Origin of the sequence: Burkholderia sp. MSMB1078WGS (genome assembly GCF_001528895.1) — a bacterium.
Taxonomy (GTDB): domain Bacteria; phylum Pseudomonadota; class Gammaproteobacteria; order Burkholderiales; family Burkholderiaceae; genus Burkholderia.
Genome location: NZ_LPDI01000038.1, coordinates 138,421 through 157,569 on the forward strand (window position 1 = coordinate 138,421; position 19,149 = coordinate 157,569).

Sequence of the window (19,149 nt, forward strand, 5' to 3'; positions counted from 1 at the left end):
ATAGTACTTACTGCGCGGCGGCGACCTGCGCCTGCAGCGCTTCCTCGCGGCGCTCTTCCGCGCAGCGCTGATGCTGGCGCGACAGGCGGTTCATCAGCGGCAGCAGCAGCAGCGCGAGCAGCATGCCGATCGCGGCGAGCCAGCCGAGCTTCTCGAACAGCGACAGGTAGAGCGGCAGCGATTCGGTGGCCGGCAGTTCGTGCGACGGCATCTGCGCGAAGTTCGCGACGACGCTGCCCAGATACTGCGACACGCCCGTCGCGACGAAATACGCACCCATCATGAAGCCGCTCATGCGCGCCGGCACGTAGCGGGCGATCATCGCGAGGCCGAGGCCGCTCACCAGCAGCTCGCCGAGCGAGTACAGGCCGTAGCCCCACACCATGAACCACGACGACACGCGGCCGTCGACCGCATAGCGGCCGCTGATCGTGAACACCAGGTAGCCCGCGGCGACCGCGCCGAAACCGAGCGCGTACTTCGCGGCGACCGGCAGGTCGCGGCCGCCCTTCGCGACGGCGTTGTAGACCCACACGAGCACCGGGCTCAGCAGCATGATCCAGATCGGGTTCAGCGCCTGGAACTGCGCGGCGCTCCACGTGAACAGCGTCGTGCCGAACAGCATGAAGCGCGGGTCGACGTTGCGCAGCGCGAACAGCGTCAGCGACGTCGACATCTGCACGTAGAAGATGAAGAACAGGATCACCTGGCCGATCAGCACGAGCGCCGCGATCAGGCCCGCGCGCTCCGAGCGCTCCGACTTCGCGATCATGTACGCGAAGATCGCGAGGATCGCGAACGCGGCCGTCCACACGCTCGCGACCGCGAGCTGCTTGTGCTGCAGCACGTACAGCGTGATCAGCGCGAGCGCGACGCCGCCGGCCGCGACCGCGCCGAGGCGCTTCCAGCGGATCGGTTCGTCGTCCGGCTGCGAGCCGATGTGCGCGAGCGTACGGTGCATCAGCATGAAGTTGAGGATCGCGAGCAGCATGCCGCCGCAGCAGACCGCGAACGCGGTGTGCCAGCCCCAGTGATCCTTGATCCACGGCGTCGCGAGCATCGACACCGTCGAGCCGATGTTGACCGCCATGTAATAGATCGTGAACGCGCTGTCGATGCGCGCGTCGTCGCCTTCGTAGATGCGGCGCACGAGGTTTGCCGCGTTGGCCTTGAACAGGCCGTTGCCGACGACGATCACGCCGAGCGATGCGTACATGTACGCCAGGTGATCGTTCGGCACCGCGAGCATCAGATAGCCGGCGCACAGCACGGACGCGCCGATGATCATCGTGCGGCGCGCGCCGAGCACCTTGTCGCCGATCCAGCCGCCGATCGACGGCGCGGCGTAGACGAGTGCGGTGAACGCCCCCCAGGTCAGGTTCGCGTGGCTGTCGGTGAAGCCGAGGCGGTCGACCATGAAGAGGACCAGAAGCGCGGCCATGCCGTAGTAGCCGAAGCGCTCCCACATTTCGATGAGGAAGACCGTCGTAAACGATCGGGTCTGTGAAACAGGTGCGTGCATCATCAATCTCGTTTGAAACGGACGGCGCGGATCGCGCGTCGCCATGGGGGTCGAACTGGCGCCGGAGCACTGTGGCCGGGTAGGCTTGCGTCGGCGATGGAGCAGTCGGGCGGTTGGCCCGGGCCGGGGTCGGACTCCGCCCGACAAGGCGGAGCGCGGCCCCGACCGGCGCGCGAATGGTAACGTTTGCCGGTCCGGTGCGTCAGGTCCGCGCCACTTAGGGAAACTCCCGATGTGGCAGCAGCTTTCAGGAACATTTGTCTCATCATCTACTTGTAAGCTTGACGCCCGTTCTCCGCAGATTCCCGGAGAGCCGCTTGCAGCTTGCCTGTGAAGCCGGCGAGTCTGGCAAGATAGCGCGTCGTTTCGCTCGCTTCGGGCCCTGTTTAGTGCACCGGGCTCAACGCCGAAGGCGTGTGCGAACCCGAAGATTAAGCTATCTCGTATTAACTTAGTTACTTTCCATCAAACATTTTTTGACGACCACTTTTCGGCCTGCTATGGTTCCCCCCACTGAAAACTCGCGATCGGCAGACGCTGTCGCACTCGGCAGCAAGATTCGCGCGTTGCGCCAACGTCTGAAGCGCACGCTCGACGACACGGCTACCGCCGCGGGGATTTCGAAGCCGTTTCTGTCTCAAGTCGAGCGCGGGCTCGCGTCGCCGTCGCTGACGTCGCTGGCCGGTATCGCGCACGCGCTCGGTGTGACGGTGCAGTACTTCGTGGATACGCCGAGCGAGGAACGCTCGGTTTGCCGAGGCGATCAGTTGCGCTTCTTCGGGTTTGCCGATTCGGCGAACCTGTTCGCGAGGCTGACCAACGTGTCCGAAGGGCGCCAGCTGGAGGCGATCCTCGTGAGGATGCCGCCGGGGCAGAAACGGTCGGAGGTGACGACACATGCAGGAGAGGAGTTCCTGTACGTGATTGAAGGGGAAGTGTCGCTGACGCTGGAAGGCAAGACGTTCGTCCTGCAGGCCGGCGACAGTTCGCACTATCAGTCGACGGTCCCGCACAGCTGGGTCAACACCGCGAAGATCGAGTCGGTGGTGGTCTGGGTCGGTACGCCGCGACTGTTCTAACGCACGGGTATTCCTTCGTTTCTTCGACGGAATGCCCGTCGAAAGAAATGTAAGGAATACTAACATGCAATACGAGAACCACGGGCCTCCTCGATCGCTGCACCCGTCAGCGTCTCACGCGTAATCCGCGGCATCCGCCGCGCGACGCTCACCGAACAACCTTCTCAAGACTGCCACGATGAAATCCTTGCATGCCATGTCGGCCGTGCTGGCCGCGCTCGCCCTGACGCCCGTCGCCCACGCCGTAACCGTTCCGTCGAACGTCGCGCTCGCTCCCCAACAGGACCTGACGCGCCAGGTGCCGGCCGAAGTCGAGTCGCTCGACCCGGCGCACATCGAATCGTGGACCGGCAACACGATCGGCCTCGACCTGTTCGAAGGGCTCGCGCGCATCGATGCGGCCGGCCAGGTCGTGCCGGGTGTCGCGCTGTCGTGGGAACGCAAGACGCCGCAGACGTGGATCTTCAAGCTTCGCCACGACGCGAAGTGGAGCAACGGGCAGCCGGTGACGGCCGCCGATTTCGTCTATTCGTGGCAGCGCCTCGTCGATCCGAAGACGGGCTCGAAATACACGATCCTCGTCGAGTTCATCAAGAACTCGAAGGACATCATCGCCGGCAAGGCCGCGCCGTCGACGCTCGGCGTGCGCGCCGTCGATCCGTACACGCTCGAGGTAACGACCGACGTGCCGGTCGCGTTCTTCCCCGAACTGACCGCGATGGCGCCGCTCGCGCCGGTGAACAAGGACGTGGTCGCGAAATTCGGCGACGCATGGACGCGCCCGGGCAACATCGTCAGCAACGGCGCGTACCAGCTCGTCGACTGGCAGCCGAACAACCGCATCGTGGCGACGAAGGACGCGAAGTACTGGAACGCGTCGAAGGTCGTGATCAACAAGGTCACTTATCTGCCGATCGAAAGCGACGAAACCGCGATGCGCATGTACCAGGCCGGCCAGATCGACTACAGCTACTCAATTCCGTCGGGCATCTTCCAGCAGGTGAGCAAGCAGTTCGGCGGCGAACTGCGCCCGGGCCTGCAGCTCGCGACCTACTACTACTACCTGAACAACAGCGACGCGGCGCTGAAGGACAAGCGCGTGCGCCAGGCGCTGTCGATGGTGATCGATCGCGACGTGCTGACGTCGAAGCTCACGCAGGCCGGCGAGAAGCCGATGTACGGGCTGATGCCGAACGGCACGAAGGGCGTGCAGCCGTTTACGCCGGAATGGGCGTCGTGGCCGATGGCCAAGCGCATCGCGACCGCGAAGGACCTGCTGAAGCAGGCCGGCTATTCGGACGCGAAGCCGCTGTCGTTCACGCTCACGTACAACACCAACGACCTGCACAAGAAGGTCGCGCTGTTCACCGCATCGGAATGGCGCACGAAGCTCGGCATCACCACGAAGCTCGAGAACGTCGAGTTCAAGGTGCTGATGAAGCAGCGGCACGACGGCAAGGTGCAGATCGCGCGCGACGGCTGGTTCGCCGACTACAACGACGCGATGACCTTCTTCGACCTGATCCGCTGCGGCAGCTCGCAGAACACCGTCGGCTATTGCAACAAGCAGATGGACGCGCTCGTCGACGAAGGCAACCAGAAGCTCGACGACAAGGCGCGCGCCGCGCTGCTCACGCAGGCGCACGACATGGCGATGAACGACACGCCGATGGTGCCGCTGTTCCAGTATTCGGCCGACCGTCTCGTGAAGCCCTACGTGGGCGGCTATTCGCTGAAGAACGTGATCGACATGCGTGCTTCGCAGGACATGTACCTGATCAAGCACTGAGCGGAGCGATCATGCTGGCCTACGCATTGAGGCGCACGTTGTGGGCGGTGCCGACGATCCTCGCGGTTATCACCGTCTGCTACCTGCTGCTGCATTTCACGCCCGGCGGCCCGTTCGATACGGAGAAGCAGCTGTCCGCCGCGACGCTCGCGAACCTGAACGCGAAGTATCACCTCGACGAGCCGCTGTGGAAGCAGTACCTGCTGTATCTCGGCTCGCTGCTGCACGGCGATCTCGGCCCGTCGTTCCGCTACGTCGACTGGTCGGTGAACGATCTCGTGAAAAAGGCGCTGCCCGTGAGCCTCGGCGTGGGCGGCGTGTCGATCCCGATCTCGATCGTGGTCGGCGTGCTGCTCGGCACCGTCGCGGCCGTGCGCTGCGACAGCGTGATCGATCGCTTCGTGATGCTGATCGGCAACTTCGGCAACGTCGTGCCGCCGTTCGTGCTCGGCCCGGTGCTGGTGTGGATCTTCGCGATCCTGCTGAAGACGTCGGCCGGCAACGGCTGGCTGCCGGCGGGCGGCTGGGGCGACGGCGGCTGGCAGTACCGGCTGCTGCCGATCGTGCTGCTCACCTTCATCAACGTGTCGCTGCTCGCGCGCGTGATGCGCGGCTCGATGATCGAGACGCTGTCGAGCAACTACATCCGCACCGCGCGCGCGAAGGGCCTGCCGGGCTCGACGATCGTGCTGCGCCACGCGCTCAAGCCCGCGCTGATGCCGGTCGTGTCGCTGTTCGGCACGGTCTGCATCACGTCGATCACGGCGGCCGTCGTCACCGAATCGGTGTTCGCACTGCCGGGCCTCGGGCAGCTCGTCGTGAACGGCGCCATCAACCGCGACTACACGCTGGTGCTCGGCCTCGTCGTGCTGACGACCGTTTTCGCGGTGCTGTTCAACCTGCTGGTCGACCTCGCGTACGCGTGGCTCGATCCGCGCATCCGTTATTGAGCGAGGCACAGCGATGACTCCGACCACTCCCGTCGTCGGCCTGCCCGTGCAGACCGATTCGCCGCCGCGTTCGCGCTCGCCGCTCGAGCTCGCGTTCGCGCGCTTCCTTCACAACCGCGCGGCCGTGTTCAGCCTCGTGCTGCTCGCGTTGATCGCGCTCGCCTGTTTCGTCGGCCCGTGGCTGCTCGCAGCCGATCCCGCCGCGAGCGACTGGGCCTCGATCAGCCTGCCGCCGACCTGGGCGAACCAGCACTGGTTCGGCACCGACGAACTCGGCCGCGACCTGCTCGTGCGCACGCTGATTGGCGGCCGCGTATCGATCGAGGTCGGCCTGCTCGGCACGCTCGTGTCGGGCCTGTTCGGCGTCGCGTGGGGCGCAACCGCGGGCTTCGCGGGCGGCCGCGTCGACTCCGTGATGATGCGCATCGTCGACATGATGTACGCGATCCCGTACCTGCTGATCGCGATCCTGATGATGACCCTGTTCGGCCGCTCGTTCATGCTGGTCGTGCTGACCATCAGCGCGTTCTCGTGGATCGACATGGCGCGCGTCGTGCGTGGCCAGACGCTGTCGCTGCGCAACCGCGAGTTCGTCGATGCGGCGCGCGCGATCGGCGTGTCGCCGGCGTCGATCGTGCTGCGTCACGTCGTGCCGAACCTGCTCGGCGTGGTCGTCGTGTACGCGACGGTCTCGGTGCCCAATATCGTGCTGACCGAATCGGTGCTGTCGTTCCTCGGCCTTGGCGTGCAGGAACCGATGACGAGCTGGGGCGTGCTGATCCAGGACGGCGCGCAGAAACTGGAATCGATGCCGTGGCTGCTGCTGGCCCCGGCCGTCATGCTGTGCGTGACGCTCTACTGCGTGAACTTCGTCGGCGACGGCCTGCGTGACGCGCTCGACCCGAAGGATCGCTGAGATGACTGCACTACTCGAAGTCGACAACCTCGGCGTGCGCTTCACGCGCAAGGACGCGCCGCCGATCGACGCCGTGAATGGCGTGTCGTTCTCGCTCGAAGCCGGCAAGACGCTCGGCATCGTCGGCGAATCGGGCTCGGGCAAGAGCCAGACCGTGATGGCGCTGCTCGGCCTCCTGGCCGGCAACGGCACGACGACCGGCACCGCACGCTACCGCGGCGACAACCTGCTCGACATGGATACGCGCGCGCTGAACGCGGTGCGCGGCGACCGGATCGCGATGATCTTCCAGGATCCGATGACGTCGCTCAACCCGTTCCTGACGATCGAGCGGCAGATGACGGAGACGCTGCAGCTGCATCGCAAGCTGTCGCGCAAGGCAGCGATCAAGCGCGCGATCGAGGCGCTCGAATCGGTGCGCATTCCCGATGCGGCGCGCCGCATCCGCATGTATCCGCACGAGTTCTCGGGCGGCATGCGGCAGCGCGTGATGATCGCGATGGCGCTCTTGTCCGAACCGGAAATCCTGATCGCGGACGAGCCGACCACCGCGCTCGACGTGACCGTGCAGGCGCAGATCATCGACCTGCTGCGTGAGCTGAACCGCGAGCGCGGCACCGCGATCGTGCTGATCACGCACGACATGGGCGTGGTCGCCGGCCTCGCCGACGACGTGATGGTCATGTACGCGGGCCGCACCGTCGAATACGCGCCGGCCGAATCGATCTTCGCGGCGCCGTCGCATCCGTACACGATCGGGCTGCTCAACGCGCTGCCGCGCCTGACCGACGCGGACGATGCGCCGCTCGTCGCGATTCCCGGCAACCCGCCGATGCCCGGCGCCGCGCCGGCCGGCTGTGCGTTCGCGAAGCGCTGCACGTATGCGGAAGAACGCTGCGCCGCTGCGCGCCCGGCGCTCGAAACCTATGGCGCCATGGGCGCGGTGCGCGCGTGCCACCGCCCGGTGGCCGATCTGACGGGAGGTCTGCGATGAGCGTCGATGAACGCCGCCAAGCCGGCGCGACGGACGACACGCTGCTGTCCGTCGAGAATCTGAAGGTGCATTTTCGCGTGCCGCTCGGCGGCTATCCGTGGTCGCCGAAGGGCACGCTGCGCGCGGTCGACGGCGTGTCGTTCGACGTCAGGCGCGGCGAGACGGTCGGGCTCGTCGGCGAATCGGGCTGCGGGAAATCGACGCTCGCGCGCGCGTTGATCGGCCTCGTGCCGATGACGGCCGGCACCGTGAAATGGCGCGGCCAGACCATGGCGCCCGATCACCTGCGCGGCACCGCGATGCGGCGCGAAGTGCAGATGATCTTCCAGGATCCGCTCGCGTCGCTCGACCCGCGCATGACGATCGAGCAGGTCGTCGCGGAGCCGCTCGTCACGCACCAGCCTGGCCTCGGCCGCACCGAAGTGCGCCGCCGCGTGATCGCGATGCTCGAACGCGTCGGCCTGAACGCGCATCACCTGCTGCGTTATCCGCATGAATTTTCCGGCGGGCAGTGCCAGCGCGTCGGCATTGCGCGCGCGCTGATCGGCGAGCCGCAGCTCGTGATCTGCGACGAACCCGTCTCGGCGCTCGACGTGTCGATCCAGGCGCAGATCGTGAACCTACTGCGCGATCTGCAGCGCGAACTGTCGTTGTCCTATCTGTTCGTCGCGCACGACCTGGCGGTGGTGAAGGCCATCAGCCAGCGCGTGCTCGTGATGTATCTCGGCCGCGTGATGGAGTTCGGCACGCGGCATGACGTGTACGGCGTGCCGCAACACCCGTACACGAAGGCGCTGCTCGATGCGGCGCCGACGCCGGAGCCGGCGCGCGAGCGTGCTCGCCGTCCGATGCTGCTGGCGGGCGAGATGCCCTCGCCGCTCAACCCGCCGTCCGGCTGCGCGTTCCGCACGCGCTGCCCGGTCGCGATCGACGCGTGCGCGCAGGACGTGCCGCTGCCGGAAGTGCGGCAGGGATCGGCGGCGCGCGTCGCGTGCATCCGCGCGGGCGCGGCGTGATGTGAAGTGACGCAGCAAACATAACCAAGGCAGGTCAACAGGGGTAGGTGCGGCGCGAACGATCTTCGCGCCGCGGGTACAGGCGCGCCCTTAGCCGGGCTCGCCGGGGGGCCGGGAGCGGATCGCAACCGGTGTGGACGATATCAACACAAGACGAGAATTATTACGATGAAAAAGCAGAAGACGATCGGGACGGCATCGAAGATGCTGCTCGCATGGGGACTGCCGGCGCTCGCAGGCGTCTCGCTGACGGGCGTCGCGCACGCCGACGACGCGGCGAGCGCGCCGCTGACGGTCGCGCAGGCCGCGCCCGCTGCCGGTACCGGCGCGACCGTTGCGCAGGAAACGACTCCGAACGCCGTTGTCAACGCCGAGGCGACCCAGGCCGTCACGCCGCCCGACGAGCCGTCGGCGCAGTCGAAATCGAACGGCTTCATTGCCGACAGCCATCTCGACTTCCTGTTCCGCAACTATGCGGACGTGCTCGACGCCAAGGGCGGGCCGCATCGCCATGCGTGGATCCAGGGCGCGATGGCGAACTTCGAGTCGGGCTATACGACCGGCCTGATCGGGATCGGCTTCGATGCGTCGTTGTATGCAGCGCTGAAGCTCGACGGCGGTCAGGGCGCCGGCAGCATGGTGCACATCGCGAAGGGTGGCGGCGGCGGCAACCAGCTCGCGTGGGCCTACCCGGGCATCTACGACGTCAAGGCGCGCATTTCGAACACGGTGGTCAAGTACGGTCTGCAGGCCGTCGACAATCCGTTCATGGAGCAGCACGACAACCGTGCGCTGCCGCCGACGTTCCTCGGCGCGACGCTCGTCAGCAACGAATTCAAGAACGTGATGCTCGAGGCCGGCAGCTTCACGAAGACCGACGCGCGCGGCCATACGACGCTCACCAACCTGACGACGCAATACGGCGGCACGCGCATCAATCGCCTGACCTATGTCGGCGGCACGTGGGACTACTCGCCGAACGGCGAAGTCGCGCTGTACGCGAACCAGGCCGACGACGTGTGGCACCAGTACTACGCGTCGGTGAAGCACAGCATCGGCAGCCCGCAGACGATCAAGTGGACCGGCTTCGGCAACGTCTATTCGACGCACGACACGGGCGATGCGCTGCAAGGCAAGATCAACAACAACGCGTACAGCCTGTCGCTGGCCGCGCAGCATGGCCCGCACGAGCTGCTGCTGGGCTTCCAGCAAGTGCTCGGCGACCAGTTCTTCGACTACCTGAACGAAACGAACGGCATCTTCCTGACCAACTCGATGGACGTCGACTACAACGCCCCGCACGAGAAATCGCTGCAGTTGCGTTACACGTTCTACGGCAAGGAAGCGGGCCTGCCGGGCTTCAAGGCGATGGTGTGGGGCGTGACGGGCTGGGGTGCGGACGGCAGCGCGGGCGCGGCGAACGACCCGAGCAAGTCGAGCATCTACTGGAGCAACGGTGCGCCGGTGCAGGGCCGTCACCACGAGTTCGGCTTCATCCCGTCGTACACGTTCCAGAGCGGCAAGCTGAAGAACACGAAGGTCACGTTCATCGCGATGTGGCACAACGGCTCGGCACACTACTCGGACGCGTCGAACACCGAGTACCGTCTGGTCGTGAACCTGCCGCTGCACGCGTTCTGACGGAAGGGGGCGCAAGGCCCCCAGTCTCGCACGGCCGGCCTGCGATCGGTGCGATCAGGCCGGCTTGTGCCATCCCGCGACAGGATCGCTCCCGGCGGGCGTTTCTTCCACGAGCGACGTGAGCTGGCGGCCCGTATCGCGCCATGCATCGAGGCCGCCGCGCAGCGCGAGCGCATCGGTGAAGCCTGCATCGAGCAGACGCTTCGCCATCAGCGCGGCCGTCACCTCGTTCGGGCATGAGCAATACACGACGAACTTCTGCGTAAGCGGATAGCGCGCAACGATGTCGGCGATCTGGCGCTCGTCGGCGAACTGCGCACCGGGAATCGCGAACGGGTCGAGCTTGCGGTGCTCGGGCGAGCGGACGTCGAGCACCACCGGGGCGGCGGTGTCGCGCAGCAGCACGTCGAGCTCGTCGACGCCGATCCGCGCGTTCGCGAGCTGGCGGATCAGCGCGCGGCGGCGCATCCACCGCACGGCCGCATAGATGGCGAGCAGTGCGACGATGACGAGCAGCACCGCACGGCCGAGACGGCTCGCGCCGGCGAACAGCCAGTCGATCTGCCGGTAGAACACGAGGCCGGCTACCAGCCCGACGATCGTCCACAGTGCGGCGCCGAGCGCGTCGTAGCCGGCGAACGTGCGATAGCGCGTGCCGAGCGCACCGGCCATCGGTACCGACACCAGCGACAATCCGGGAATGAAGCGCGCGACCGCGAGCACGCGCACGCCGTAGCGGCCGAAGAAGCGTTCGGTCTTTTTCACGCAGGTATCGCGCGACAGCGACAGCCGACAGATCGTCTTCAGCGTCGTGCCGCCGTACCGCCGCCCGGCGACGTACCAGACCGTGTCGCCGATCAGCGCGCCGAGCACCGACAGCACCACGACCGTCACGAGCTGCGAGCCGATCATCGCCGGATGCATCGCCGACATCGCGCCGAACAGCACGAGCGTCGGCATCGCGGGCACCGGCAGGCCGATGGCCGCCGCGAGCACGTTGGCGAACACGAGAAGCGGCCCGTACTGGGCGACGAGGTCACGTAGGAGCATGACGGCTGGCCGAAAAGGAAACGCGTGGCGGGAAATGCAGATGGGCCGATTATCGGCCTTTTTCAACGCAGCGGCGGGAATGATGCAAAGCGCCTGACGGCGGCAGGGGGATGTGGGTGAGCCAGCGCATTGCGCGCGGCTCACCGTTCGGAATCAGGAGGGCGTGCGGGCGAGCGATGCGGCGCCGTGGTTTTCGCCGGGCAGCTCGGCGCCGTGCGAGCGGATCGCCGCGATCAGTTCGGCCGGGGTGATCTCGTAGCGGACTTCGCGGTGGATGCCGGGCTTGCGTTCGTCGATCTCGATCAGCAGCACGCTCTTGCCGTCGCCGGTCGCTTCGAGCCGGAGCGAGCGCAGTTCGCGGCCATCGGCCGCGTCGTGTTCGGTGAGCAGGGTCATTGCCCCGGATGAGCCGGTAGTGCGCATCGAACCTATCCTCGTGTCGTGGATGCCTTGGCGGCAAAGATGTCTTTGTTGAATACGGCTTGACGCAGTTTAACGCGAACGGGCCGCAACACGGAGCATTTTCGTGGCGGTGAAATGAGGGCTGAACCACCGATCCTTCTGATGTTTGAGCCGCGCCGGGCGGGCGTCTGCACCGGATCGGGCGCCGGCCGAAACCGGTGCCCGAGCGGCGTTCTCGGCCGTGCCGACACGGGCGGCGACGCGCGCTGCGCCGCGCGTCGCCGCGGCGGCGTCAGAAGCGGTCGGCGAGCCCCATCGCCGGGTCGCTGACCGAGTGCCGGCCGGTTTCCACGCGGCCGGCCAGGCGGCGCGAGAAGCTCGCGTCGCTGTCGGCGGTGACGATGAAGTCGTACCAGTAGCCGGTCGAGTCGAGCTTCCAGTGCAGTTCGGACTGGTCGCCGGCGTGCACCGTGACGGTCCACGTGGTGCCGGCGCCATGGCCGTTGCCCCGGCCCTGGTCGTTACCGTTTTCGTTGTCGCGGCCATGACCGTGGTCGTCGTTTCCGCCGTGTCCGGACAGCGGCCCGTAGACCTGGTTCGACTTCACCGTGAAGCGCACCGTGCCGCCGCCGTCGTTGCGCAGGCGCAGGTGCAGGTTGCCGCTCGCGCCCGCATAGCCGACGCGTACTTCCGGATGCGGTGCGCGCGCGCCGGCCAGGCGGCTCAGGTCGCCGGTGAAGCGGCGGTGATAGCCGTTCGGGCCGAGCACCCACAGGTCATATTTACCGCCATCGTCGGCGCGCGCGGCCCAGTCGCCGTGCAGCGTCTTGCCGGGCTCGACGACGTAGCGCCGCGGCAGCCGGTCGAGGTGCAGCTTGTCATAGACGTGAAACACGGCGGCGGCGCGGCCGGTGTTCGCGAACTTCAGCGTGACCGTGCCGGCGCCGGCATCGGTGCGTGCGCTCGCGTGCAGTTCGTACGGCAACGCGCGCGACGGGCGCACGCCGGTCGCCTGTGCGGGCAGCGCGGGCGTCGCGGGCGGCACGATTTTCGGCGCGGTTTGCTGCGCGGCGCTCAGCGCGTCGACCTGGCTTTTCGTCGTACGGCCCGCGAGCGTCGGCAGCGGCTCGTTGTTCGGCGTGCGGAAATTGAATGCGCTCGTCAGGTCGCCGCACACCGCGCGGCGGTACGCGCCGATCTGCGGCTCCGCGACGCCGAAGCGCGCCTCGAGGAAGCGCAGCGTCGACGTATGGTCGAACACCTGCGAGTTGACCCAGCCGCCGCGGCTCCACGGCGACACGATCCACATCGGCACGCGCGGGCCCGGGCCGTATGGACGGCCGTCGGTTGCCGGCTGGCTCGACGTGGCCGGCGTGAAGTCGTGATACTCGACCGCGACGTCGGCGGCCGACAGCGTATGGCCGCCCGCGAGCGTGCCGTCGGCGTTGCGCGACGGCACGGCCGGCGACGGCATGTGGTCGAAGAAGCCGTCGTTCTCGTCGTAGTTGACCAGCAGCACGGTCTTGCTCCAGACCTCCGGGTTCGCCGTCAGCGCGTCGAGCACGGCCTGCACGTACCAGCCGCCCTGCGCGGGGCTCGACGGCCCCGGGTGCTCGCTGTACGCGGACGGCGGGATGATCCACGACACTTCCGGCAGCTTGCCGTTGCGGATGTCGTCGCGGAACGTTTCGAGAAAGCCGTACGGCATCGTGTTGCCGAAGCCCTTCGCGAGCGGGCTCAGCGGATCGTCGATCGCGGGGTCGTAGAACGCGCCGGCCGCCGTCACCGGCTGCGTGATATCGGTCGACGCGACGTACGCGGGCCGGCGCGCGGCCGGCATCTGCTCGATCGCCGCGCGCCAGTGGCGGAAGCTCATCATCTCGTTGCAGCCGAAGTTATCGATCAGGCTCTGGTAGACCTTCCAGCTCACGCCCGCCCCTTGCAGCCGGTCGGCATAGGTCGTCCAGGTCCAGCCCTGGCTTGACGGGCCGATGTCGTTGCCGCCGTTGAACTGGTTGTTCAGCGCGGCGATCTTCACGCGGCTGCCGTCGGCCGGGCTGATGCCGTTCGGGCCGTTGGTGCCGCTCCAGTAGAACAGGCGGTTCGCGATCGTGCCCGTGTGCATCCCGCAGTGATAGTGGTCGCACAGCGTGAACGCATCGGCGAGCGCGCGCTGGAACGGCACTTCGGCCGCGTCGTAATAGCCCATCGACAGCGGCGTCTTCGCGTCCGGCCAGCGGTTCATCCGGCCGTGATCCCACGCGGCCTGCGCGTCGGCCCACGTGTGCGGCGTGCCGCCCGCGCGCTGCGCGTTGCCTTGGCGCGCGTCGAGGTGATACGGCGTCACGGTCGCGGCGGGCGCCGCCTTCGTGTACGTCTGATAGAACACGTCGCGGCCGTTCGGCGACGGCACCGCGAAGCGGTCGCCATAGCCGCGCACGCCCTTGAACGTGCCGAAGTAGCTGTCGAACGCGCGGTTCTCCATCATCAGCAGCACGACGTGCTTGACGTCCTGGATGGTCCCCGTTTCATGGAAGGCGGGAATGGCGAGCGCGCGGCGAATGCTCGGCGGAAACGCGGACAGCGCGGCGGCGGCGAGGCCGGAGCCGGCGGTCTGCTGAAGGAATTTGCGGCGTGACGTCATGGCGTTCGGATCCTGTGAAGGTGGGAGCGTTCGTGAGTTCGTCCGGCGGTGCCCGCGCGTGGTCCCGCCCCGGGACGATCCGCGATGCGTGCGTGTTCGGGGCATCGGCCGTGCGTCGCGGCGGTGCGCGTATCGCGCCCGACGCGCGACGTTGCGCGAATACTGCGGCCTTGCCGTCGCGATCCTGTGCGCCGCACGCTCGTGATGCGCGGGGCAGGTGCCGGCACACACCGTCCCGGCGCATGGCCGGGCTGAGGCGGCGCCCAGTCTAGGGACACGACATGACGTCGACGTGATGAAGAAATGACATCGCGTGTCGCGTGCGTGACGTTGTGTGCGCAACGATTCGTTCAAGCGCGAATGCGAGGCCGAGTACGGTAAGAAATTACCGATCGTCGCAGGGGCGACCGGTCGGAATTTTCCGGATGTTGCGAGGACGGCACACGCGCGTTTCGTTGCGGATGCAACCTGACGTGCGCCGGTGTGACGCCCATGTTTCAAATGCGTGAAATCGGCTAAGCTCGACGCGTTGCTGCGCACGTGCGCAGTCCGCGCGTTCGGCGCGACTTTTCGGAACCGGCCCACCCATGACCGATATCAGGATCCGGCACAGCGAGACGCACGACGTCGACGCGATCCGGCAGATCGCCGCGCATCCCGCGGTGTACACGAATACGTTGCAGCAGCCATTTCCGTCGCTCGAGAAATGGCGGAAGCGGCTCGACGACGTGCGCGAGCACGGCGTGAGCCTCGTTGCCGAAATCGACGGTACGGTGGTCGGCCATCTCGGCCTGCATCCCGAGCCGAATCCCCGCCGGCGCCACGCGGCGGCGCTCGGCATGATGGTCGACGCGGCCCATCACGGGCGCGGCATCGGCGGCCGGCTGCTCGCGGCCGCGATCGATCTCGCGGAGAACTGGCTGAACATCACGCGTCTCGAGCTGACCGTGTTTACCGACAACCGAGCGGCGATCGCACTCTACGAGCAACACGGTTTCCGCATCGAAGGCGAATCGCCGGATTACGCGTTGCGCGACGGCGTGCATGCGTCCGTGTATCACATGGCCCGCATCAGGACGCGGCAATGAAGGGCCGGCCGTCGCGGACGTGACGGCACGCGGCCGCGGCGCCGCGCGTCATATTCAATCGAGAATTCGTTCGTTTTCCTTCGGCTATACCTGTCGTATCTTCAAACGATTTGCCGGTCGCTGCGGCCGGCTTCGTGTTTCCGTATCGATGCATGCGCGGCGCTGCATGGCGTTTGGCCTCATCGCCATCGCATCGCGGCCCTCGTTGCGCGCGCGGCATCCCCCTGAAACCGTCCTTTTCAACGGAATCTGCTTCGATGAAAACCGTTCTCCGCAATCTCACCGCCGCCTGCCTGTTCGCTGCCGCCGGTGCGGCGCTTGCCGCTGCCGCGCCCGGGGGCGTCCAGGCGGCGAACGCAGCGCCCGACGGCGCGCATCTGCCGCCCGGCATCGCGTGGCAACACGGCGACGTCGATGCCGCGTTCGCGCTCGCGAAGCGCGAGGGCAAGCCGCTGCTGCTGTACTGGGGCGCGGTATGGTGTCCGTCGTGCAACCAGGTGAAGTCGACGATCTTCAGCCAGCAGGCATTCAAGGCACGTTCGTCGTTCTTCGTGCCCGTGTATCTCGACGGCGATACCGAAAGCGCGCAGAAGCTCGGCGAGCGTTTCAAGGTGCACGGCTATCCGACGATGATCCTGTTCCGCCCCGACGGCACCGAAGTGACGCGGCTGCCGGGCGAAGCCGATCTCGACCGCTACATGCAGGCGCTGTCGCTCGGGATGACGGCCGCGCATCCGGTGCGGCAGACGCTCGCGACGGCGCTGAAGAACGGCGCGTCGCTGACGCCGGACGAATGGCGCCTGCTGGCCGACTATTCGTGGGATACCGACGGCGCGTTGCCGGTGCCGGCCGATCGCGTCGCCGAGACGCTGCAGTCGCTTGCGCAACGCGCCCGGGCGGCGGGTGCGAAAGCCGAATCGGCGCGCTTCGCGCTGAAGTCGGCGGTGGTCGCCGCGTCGGACGACCCGGCGCAGGCCGGTGCGCTCGACAAGGCCGCGCTTGCCGATTCGCTGCGCACGGTGCTGCACGATCCCGCGCTGTCGCGGGCCGATTCGGACGTGCTGGTCGCGGCGCCTGCGCGCGTGGTCGCGTATCTCGGCGGCGACGACGCGCAGCGCACGAAGTTGCGCGGCGCGTACGACACGGCGCTGGCGCGCCTGTCGACCGACGGCACGCTGTCGTCGATCGATCGGCTGATGGCATTGCACGGCCGCGTGCTGCTCGCGCGCGGCGACGCGCGCAAGGGCGCACCGCCCGCCGCACCGGCGCTCGCCGACACCGCGCGCAAACAGATCGCCGCGTCGGTGCAGCGCGCGGCGAACGCGTACGAGCGGCAGGCGCTCGTCAGCGAAGGCGCGGACACGCTGACCGACGCAGGGCTGTACGACGAATCGGATGCGTTGCTGAAGGCCGAGCTGCCGCGTTCGTCCACGCCGTACTACTTCATGTCGGGGCTGGCCGCGAACGCGAAGGCGCGCGGCGACAAGGCGGCCGCGCTCGACTGGTATCGCAAGGCGTACGACGCGGCGAGCGGGCCGGCGACGAAGCTGCGCTGGGGCGCGACTTATTTTGCGAATGCGGTCGAACTGGCGCCGAACGATTCGGCGCGCATCGAAGGGATTGCGGCCAGTGTGCTCGCGCAGGCCGACAAGACCCGGGACGCGTTCTACGGCGCGAACCTGCGCGCGCTGACCAAGGTCGTCACGCAACTGAACCGCTGGCGCGGCAGCGGCGCGCACGATGCGTCGGTCAGGTCGGTCGTGAAGCAGTTCGACGGCGTGTGCGGGAAGCTGCCGGCGGGAGATCCGCAGGCGGCGGCGTGCGCGAAGCTGATCCAGCCCGTGAAGGCGTAACGGCGCACGGAGGGATCGCCGGGCGAGCCGACGATTACCGGCCCGACTCCGACGACGCGCCGCGATCGCTGCCGTATCCGGCGTCGTGCTGACGGGCGATCTTCGCTTCGGCGGATACGATGCTGGCCGGATAGAACCAGTCGCTCGACTGGAAGCCGGCCTGCTTGAGCGCCTTGACTTCGGCGTGGACCTGCGCGCGCGTGAGCGGCGGGTTCGACTGGGCCTGCGCGGCGAACGGGGCCGAGACGGCCAGCGCGATGGCAATGGCTTGGATCAGGCGCTTCATGATGGGGACCTCCACGATTTCCGGTGAATCGCGGCGCTTCGTTCGTCGAAGCGCCGCGAGCGTTGAAACCAGTGTAGGCCGGGGCGGGCGCCTGAAAAATGCGATCGCGCCCAACGCAGTGTTTTGCTGCGGGTAACAATGGGTGGGTGATGGCTCGGACGACGGCCGGCGTGTCGATTTGGCGCAGGAAAAATGAAAATCGGACCGGATGCGCTTGCCGGAATCCGTTCCGGTGCGCATGCGGTCCGATCCTGAAAGGCGAGACGGCGGCGCACGAAACGCCGCCCCGATGCCAAGGCTTACACGAGCCCCGTCGCGTAGTACACGGCGATCACGAAGAATACCGCGAGCGTCTTGATGACGGTGACCGCGAAGATGTCGCGATACGACTCGCGGTGCGTGAGGCCCGTGACGGCGAGCAGCGTGATGACCGCGCCGTTGTGCGGGAGCGTGTCCATGCCGCCGCTCGCCATCGCGACGACCCGGTGCAGCACGTCCATCGGGATGTTGGCCGCCTGCGCGCCCTTGATGAACAGGTCCGACATCGCGGCGAGCGCGATGCTCATGCCGCCGGACGCGGAGCCAGTGATACCCGCGAGCGAGCTGACCGACACGGCTGCGTTGACGAGCGGGTTCGGGATGCTCTTCAGCGCATCGCTGACGACGAGGAAGCCCGGCAGCGCGGCGATCACGCCGCCGAAGCCGTATTCCGACGCGGTGTTCATCGCGGCGAGCAGCGCGCCGGCGACGGCGGCCTTCGAGCCGGCCGCGAAGCGATCGCTGACGCGCTTGAATGCGGTCAGCACGACCAGCACGATCCCGAGCAGCAGCGCGGCCTCGACCGACCAGATCGCGACGACCGTCTTGATCGACGTCGTGACCGGCGCGTGCACGCCCGGCAGCACTTCCGGCGCGACCGTGTAAGACGCGGCGCCGTACCACTGCGGGATCAGCTTCGTGAATGCGAAGTTCGACACGCCGACGAGGATCAGCGGCAGGATCGCCAGCGCGGGATGCGGCAGCGCCGTTGCCTCGACGCGCTCCGGCTCGTTGACGAGCGACGTGCCGTAGCCTTCGCCCTTCGCCATCGCCGAACGGCGGCGCCATTCGAGATACGCGAGGCCGACGACGATGATGAACAGCGAGCCGATCGTGCCGAGCGCGGGCGCGGCCCAGGCAGTCGTCTTGAAGAACGTGGTCGGGATGATGTTCTGGATCTGCGGCGTGCCGGGCAGCGAATCCATCGTGAACGAGAACGCGCCGAGTGCAATCGCGCCGGGCATCAGCCGTTTCGGGATGTTGCTCTGACGATAGAGTTCGGCCGCGAACGGATAGACCGCGAACACCACGACGAACAGCGATACGCCGCCATAGGTGAGCAGCGCGCACACCGCGACGATCACCGCATTCGCGCGCGAGCGGCCGATGTAGCGGATCGCCGCATGGACGATCGACTCGGAGAACCCGGACAGTTCGATCACCTTGCCGAACACGGCGCCGAGCATGAAGACCGGGAAATACAGTTTGACGAAGCCGACCATCTTCTCCATGAAGATGCCGGAGAAGACCGGTGCGACGGCGGCGGGTTCGGTCAGCAGCACCGCTCCGAGCGCGGCGATCGGCGCGAACAGGATCACGCTGTAGCCGCGATACGCGGCAAACATCAGGAACGCCAGCGCGGCGAGGACGATCACGAAAGACAAGGGAGTCTCCTAATGGCTTTGGTTGTTGTTCGATCGCGCGGTGCGCCGCGGACCGGCTCAGGTTCGTGCAGGTTTCGTGCCATCGGCCGGATTGCGCCGCCGGACATGGGTCCGCCTGCGGCCGGCGGCCTCGCGCCGGTGCAGGTCTGACGATTCTACATAAAACGTCTCCATCCGGAGACGTTTTAGCCATCCGGTCGACCGTCGAAATCGTGC

General features: G+C 67.1%; 15 protein-coding genes. 9 read left to right on the plus strand and 6 right to left on the minus strand.

Going from position 1 to position 19,149, the window contains the following annotated elements; translation table 11 throughout:
- Window positions 1–7: 7 nt before the first annotated feature.
- Window positions 8–1,525: a peptide MFS transporter gene (locus WT24_RS09245; RefSeq protein WP_059793025.1), complete on the minus strand. Its 1,518-nt coding sequence runs from the start codon at window positions 1,523–1,525 to the stop codon at window positions 8–10.
- A gap of 497 nt (window positions 1,526–2,022) precedes the next feature.
- Between WT24_RS09245 and WT24_RS09250 the strand changes: the two genes are divergently transcribed.
- From WT24_RS09250 to WT24_RS09280, 7 genes are all read left to right on the plus strand, one after another.
- A complete protein-coding gene (locus WT24_RS09250) occupies window positions 2,023–2,601 on the plus strand; it encodes a cupin domain-containing protein (protein WP_011548888.1) in 579 nt (192 codons plus the stop codon).
- A gap of 178 nt (window positions 2,602–2,779) precedes the next feature.
- The gene (locus tag WT24_RS09255) at window positions 2,780–4,390 is read left to right on the plus strand and encodes a peptide ABC transporter substrate-binding protein (RefSeq protein ID WP_060032902.1); all 1,611 of its coding nucleotides are present in this window, start codon (window positions 2,780–2,782) and stop codon (window positions 4,388–4,390) included.
- Window positions 4,391–4,401: 11 nt separating this feature from the next.
- The gene (locus WT24_RS09260) at window positions 4,402–5,340 is read left to right on the plus strand and encodes an ABC transporter permease subunit (protein ID WP_060032905.1); all 939 of its coding nucleotides are present in this window, start codon (window positions 4,402–4,404) and stop codon (window positions 5,338–5,340) included.
- Window positions 5,341–5,353: 13 nt separating this feature from the next.
- A complete protein-coding gene (locus tag WT24_RS09265) occupies window positions 5,354–6,256 on the plus strand; it encodes an ABC transporter permease (protein ID WP_059499523.1) in 903 nt (300 codons plus the stop codon).
- Between the two features lies 1 nt (window position 6,257).
- The gene (locus WT24_RS09270; protein WP_059499522.1) at window positions 6,258–7,250 is read left to right on the plus strand and encodes an ABC transporter ATP-binding protein; all 993 of its coding nucleotides are present in this window, start codon (window positions 6,258–6,260) and stop codon (window positions 7,248–7,250) included.
- Complete coding sequence (locus tag WT24_RS09275; protein WP_060032908.1) at window positions 7,247–8,266, plus strand: ABC transporter ATP-binding protein; 1,020 nt, start codon at window positions 7,247–7,249, stop codon at window positions 8,264–8,266. The genes WT24_RS09270 and WT24_RS09275 overlap by 4 nt, the downstream gene beginning before the upstream one ends.
- Window positions 8,267–8,434: 168 nt before the next feature.
- Window positions 8,435–9,907, plus strand: coding sequence for an OprD family outer membrane porin (locus tag WT24_RS09280; protein WP_060032912.1), 1,473 nt, complete (start codon window positions 8,435–8,437; stop codon window positions 9,905–9,907).
- A 54-nt stretch (window positions 9,908–9,961) separates the two neighbouring features.
- Here WT24_RS09280 and WT24_RS09285 read toward each other — a convergent pair whose 3' ends face one another.
- The 3 genes from WT24_RS09285 to WT24_RS09295 all read right to left on the minus strand — a co-directional run bounded on the left by WT24_RS09285 (window position 9,962) and on the right by WT24_RS09295 (window position 14,003).
- Entirely contained in the window at window positions 9,962–10,957 is a 996-nt protein-coding gene (locus WT24_RS09285) for a DedA family protein/thiosulfate sulfurtransferase GlpE (protein WP_059499519.1), read from the minus strand.
- A 153-nt stretch (window positions 10,958–11,110) separates the two neighbouring features.
- The gene (locus WT24_RS09290; RefSeq protein ID WP_006480304.1) at window positions 11,111–11,380 is read right to left on the minus strand and encodes a hypothetical protein; all 270 of its coding nucleotides are present in this window, start codon (window positions 11,378–11,380) and stop codon (window positions 11,111–11,113) included.
- 271 nt (window positions 11,381–11,651) lie between these two features.
- On the minus strand, window positions 11,652–14,003 hold the full coding sequence (locus WT24_RS09295; protein ID WP_060032915.1) for a phosphocholine-specific phospholipase C: 2,352 nt from the start codon (window positions 14,001–14,003) through the stop codon (window positions 11,652–11,654).
- Window positions 14,004–14,590: 587 nt separating this feature from the next.
- Between WT24_RS09295 and WT24_RS09300 the strand changes: the two genes are divergently transcribed.
- A complete protein-coding gene (locus WT24_RS09300) occupies window positions 14,591–15,091 on the plus strand; it encodes a GNAT family N-acetyltransferase (protein ID WP_034205918.1) in 501 nt (166 codons plus the stop codon).
- Window positions 15,092–15,348: 257 nt separating this feature from the next.
- A complete protein-coding gene (locus tag WT24_RS09305; protein WP_060032918.1) occupies window positions 15,349–16,944 on the plus strand; it encodes a thioredoxin family protein in 1,596 nt (531 codons plus the stop codon).
- A 34-nt stretch (window positions 16,945–16,978) separates the two neighbouring features.
- On the opposite strand, the gene WT24_RS09310 is transcribed toward WT24_RS09305, so the two are convergent.
- Both WT24_RS09310 and WT24_RS09315 read right to left on the minus strand, forming a co-directional pair.
- Complete coding sequence (locus WT24_RS09310; protein ID WP_027781686.1) at window positions 16,979–17,230, minus strand: DUF4148 domain-containing protein; 252 nt, start codon at window positions 17,228–17,230, stop codon at window positions 16,979–16,981.
- 299 nt (window positions 17,231–17,529) lie between these two features.
- On the minus strand, window positions 17,530–18,933 hold the full coding sequence (locus WT24_RS09315) for a GntP family permease (RefSeq protein ID WP_059499514.1): 1,404 nt from the start codon (window positions 18,931–18,933) through the stop codon (window positions 17,530–17,532).
- Between the last annotated feature and the right edge of the window lie 216 nt (window positions 18,934–19,149).

Bases quoted from the DNA above. Each gene is read 5' to 3' on its own strand.
- WT24_RS09245 (WP_059793025.1), bottom strand. From the start codon at position 1,525: ATGATGCACGCACCTGTTTCACAGACCCGATCGTTTACGACGGTCTTC.
- WT24_RS09250 (WP_011548888.1), top strand. From the start codon at position 2,023: ATGGTTCCCCCCACTGAAAACTCGCGATCGGCAGACGCTGTCGCACTC.
- WT24_RS09255 (WP_060032902.1), top strand. From the start codon at position 2,780: ATGAAATCCTTGCATGCCATGTCGGCCGTGCTGGCCGCGCTCGCCCTG.
- WT24_RS09260 (WP_060032905.1), top strand. From the start codon at position 4,402: ATGCTGGCCTACGCATTGAGGCGCACGTTGTGGGCGGTGCCGACGATC.
- WT24_RS09265 (WP_059499523.1), top strand. From the start codon at position 5,354: ATGACTCCGACCACTCCCGTCGTCGGCCTGCCCGTGCAGACCGATTCG.
- WT24_RS09270 (WP_059499522.1), top strand. From the start codon at position 6,258: ATGACTGCACTACTCGAAGTCGACAACCTCGGCGTGCGCTTCACGCGC.
- WT24_RS09275 (WP_060032908.1), top strand. From the start codon at position 7,247: ATGAGCGTCGATGAACGCCGCCAAGCCGGCGCGACGGACGACACGCTG.
- WT24_RS09280 (WP_060032912.1), top strand. From the start codon at position 8,435: ATGAAAAAGCAGAAGACGATCGGGACGGCATCGAAGATGCTGCTCGCA.
- WT24_RS09285 (WP_059499519.1), bottom strand. From the start codon at position 10,957: ATGCTCCTACGTGACCTCGTCGCCCAGTACGGGCCGCTTCTCGTGTTC.
- WT24_RS09290 (WP_006480304.1), bottom strand. From the start codon at position 11,380: ATGCGCACTACCGGCTCATCCGGGGCAATGACCCTGCTCACCGAACAC.
- WT24_RS09295 (WP_060032915.1), bottom strand. From the start codon at position 14,003: ATGACGTCACGCCGCAAATTCCTTCAGCAGACCGCCGGCTCCGGCCTC.
- WT24_RS09300 (WP_034205918.1), top strand. From the start codon at position 14,591: ATGACCGATATCAGGATCCGGCACAGCGAGACGCACGACGTCGACGCG.
- WT24_RS09305 (WP_060032918.1), top strand. From the start codon at position 15,349: ATGAAAACCGTTCTCCGCAATCTCACCGCCGCCTGCCTGTTCGCTGCC.
- WT24_RS09310 (WP_027781686.1), bottom strand. From the start codon at position 17,230: ATGAAGCGCCTGATCCAAGCCATTGCCATCGCGCTGGCCGTCTCGGCC.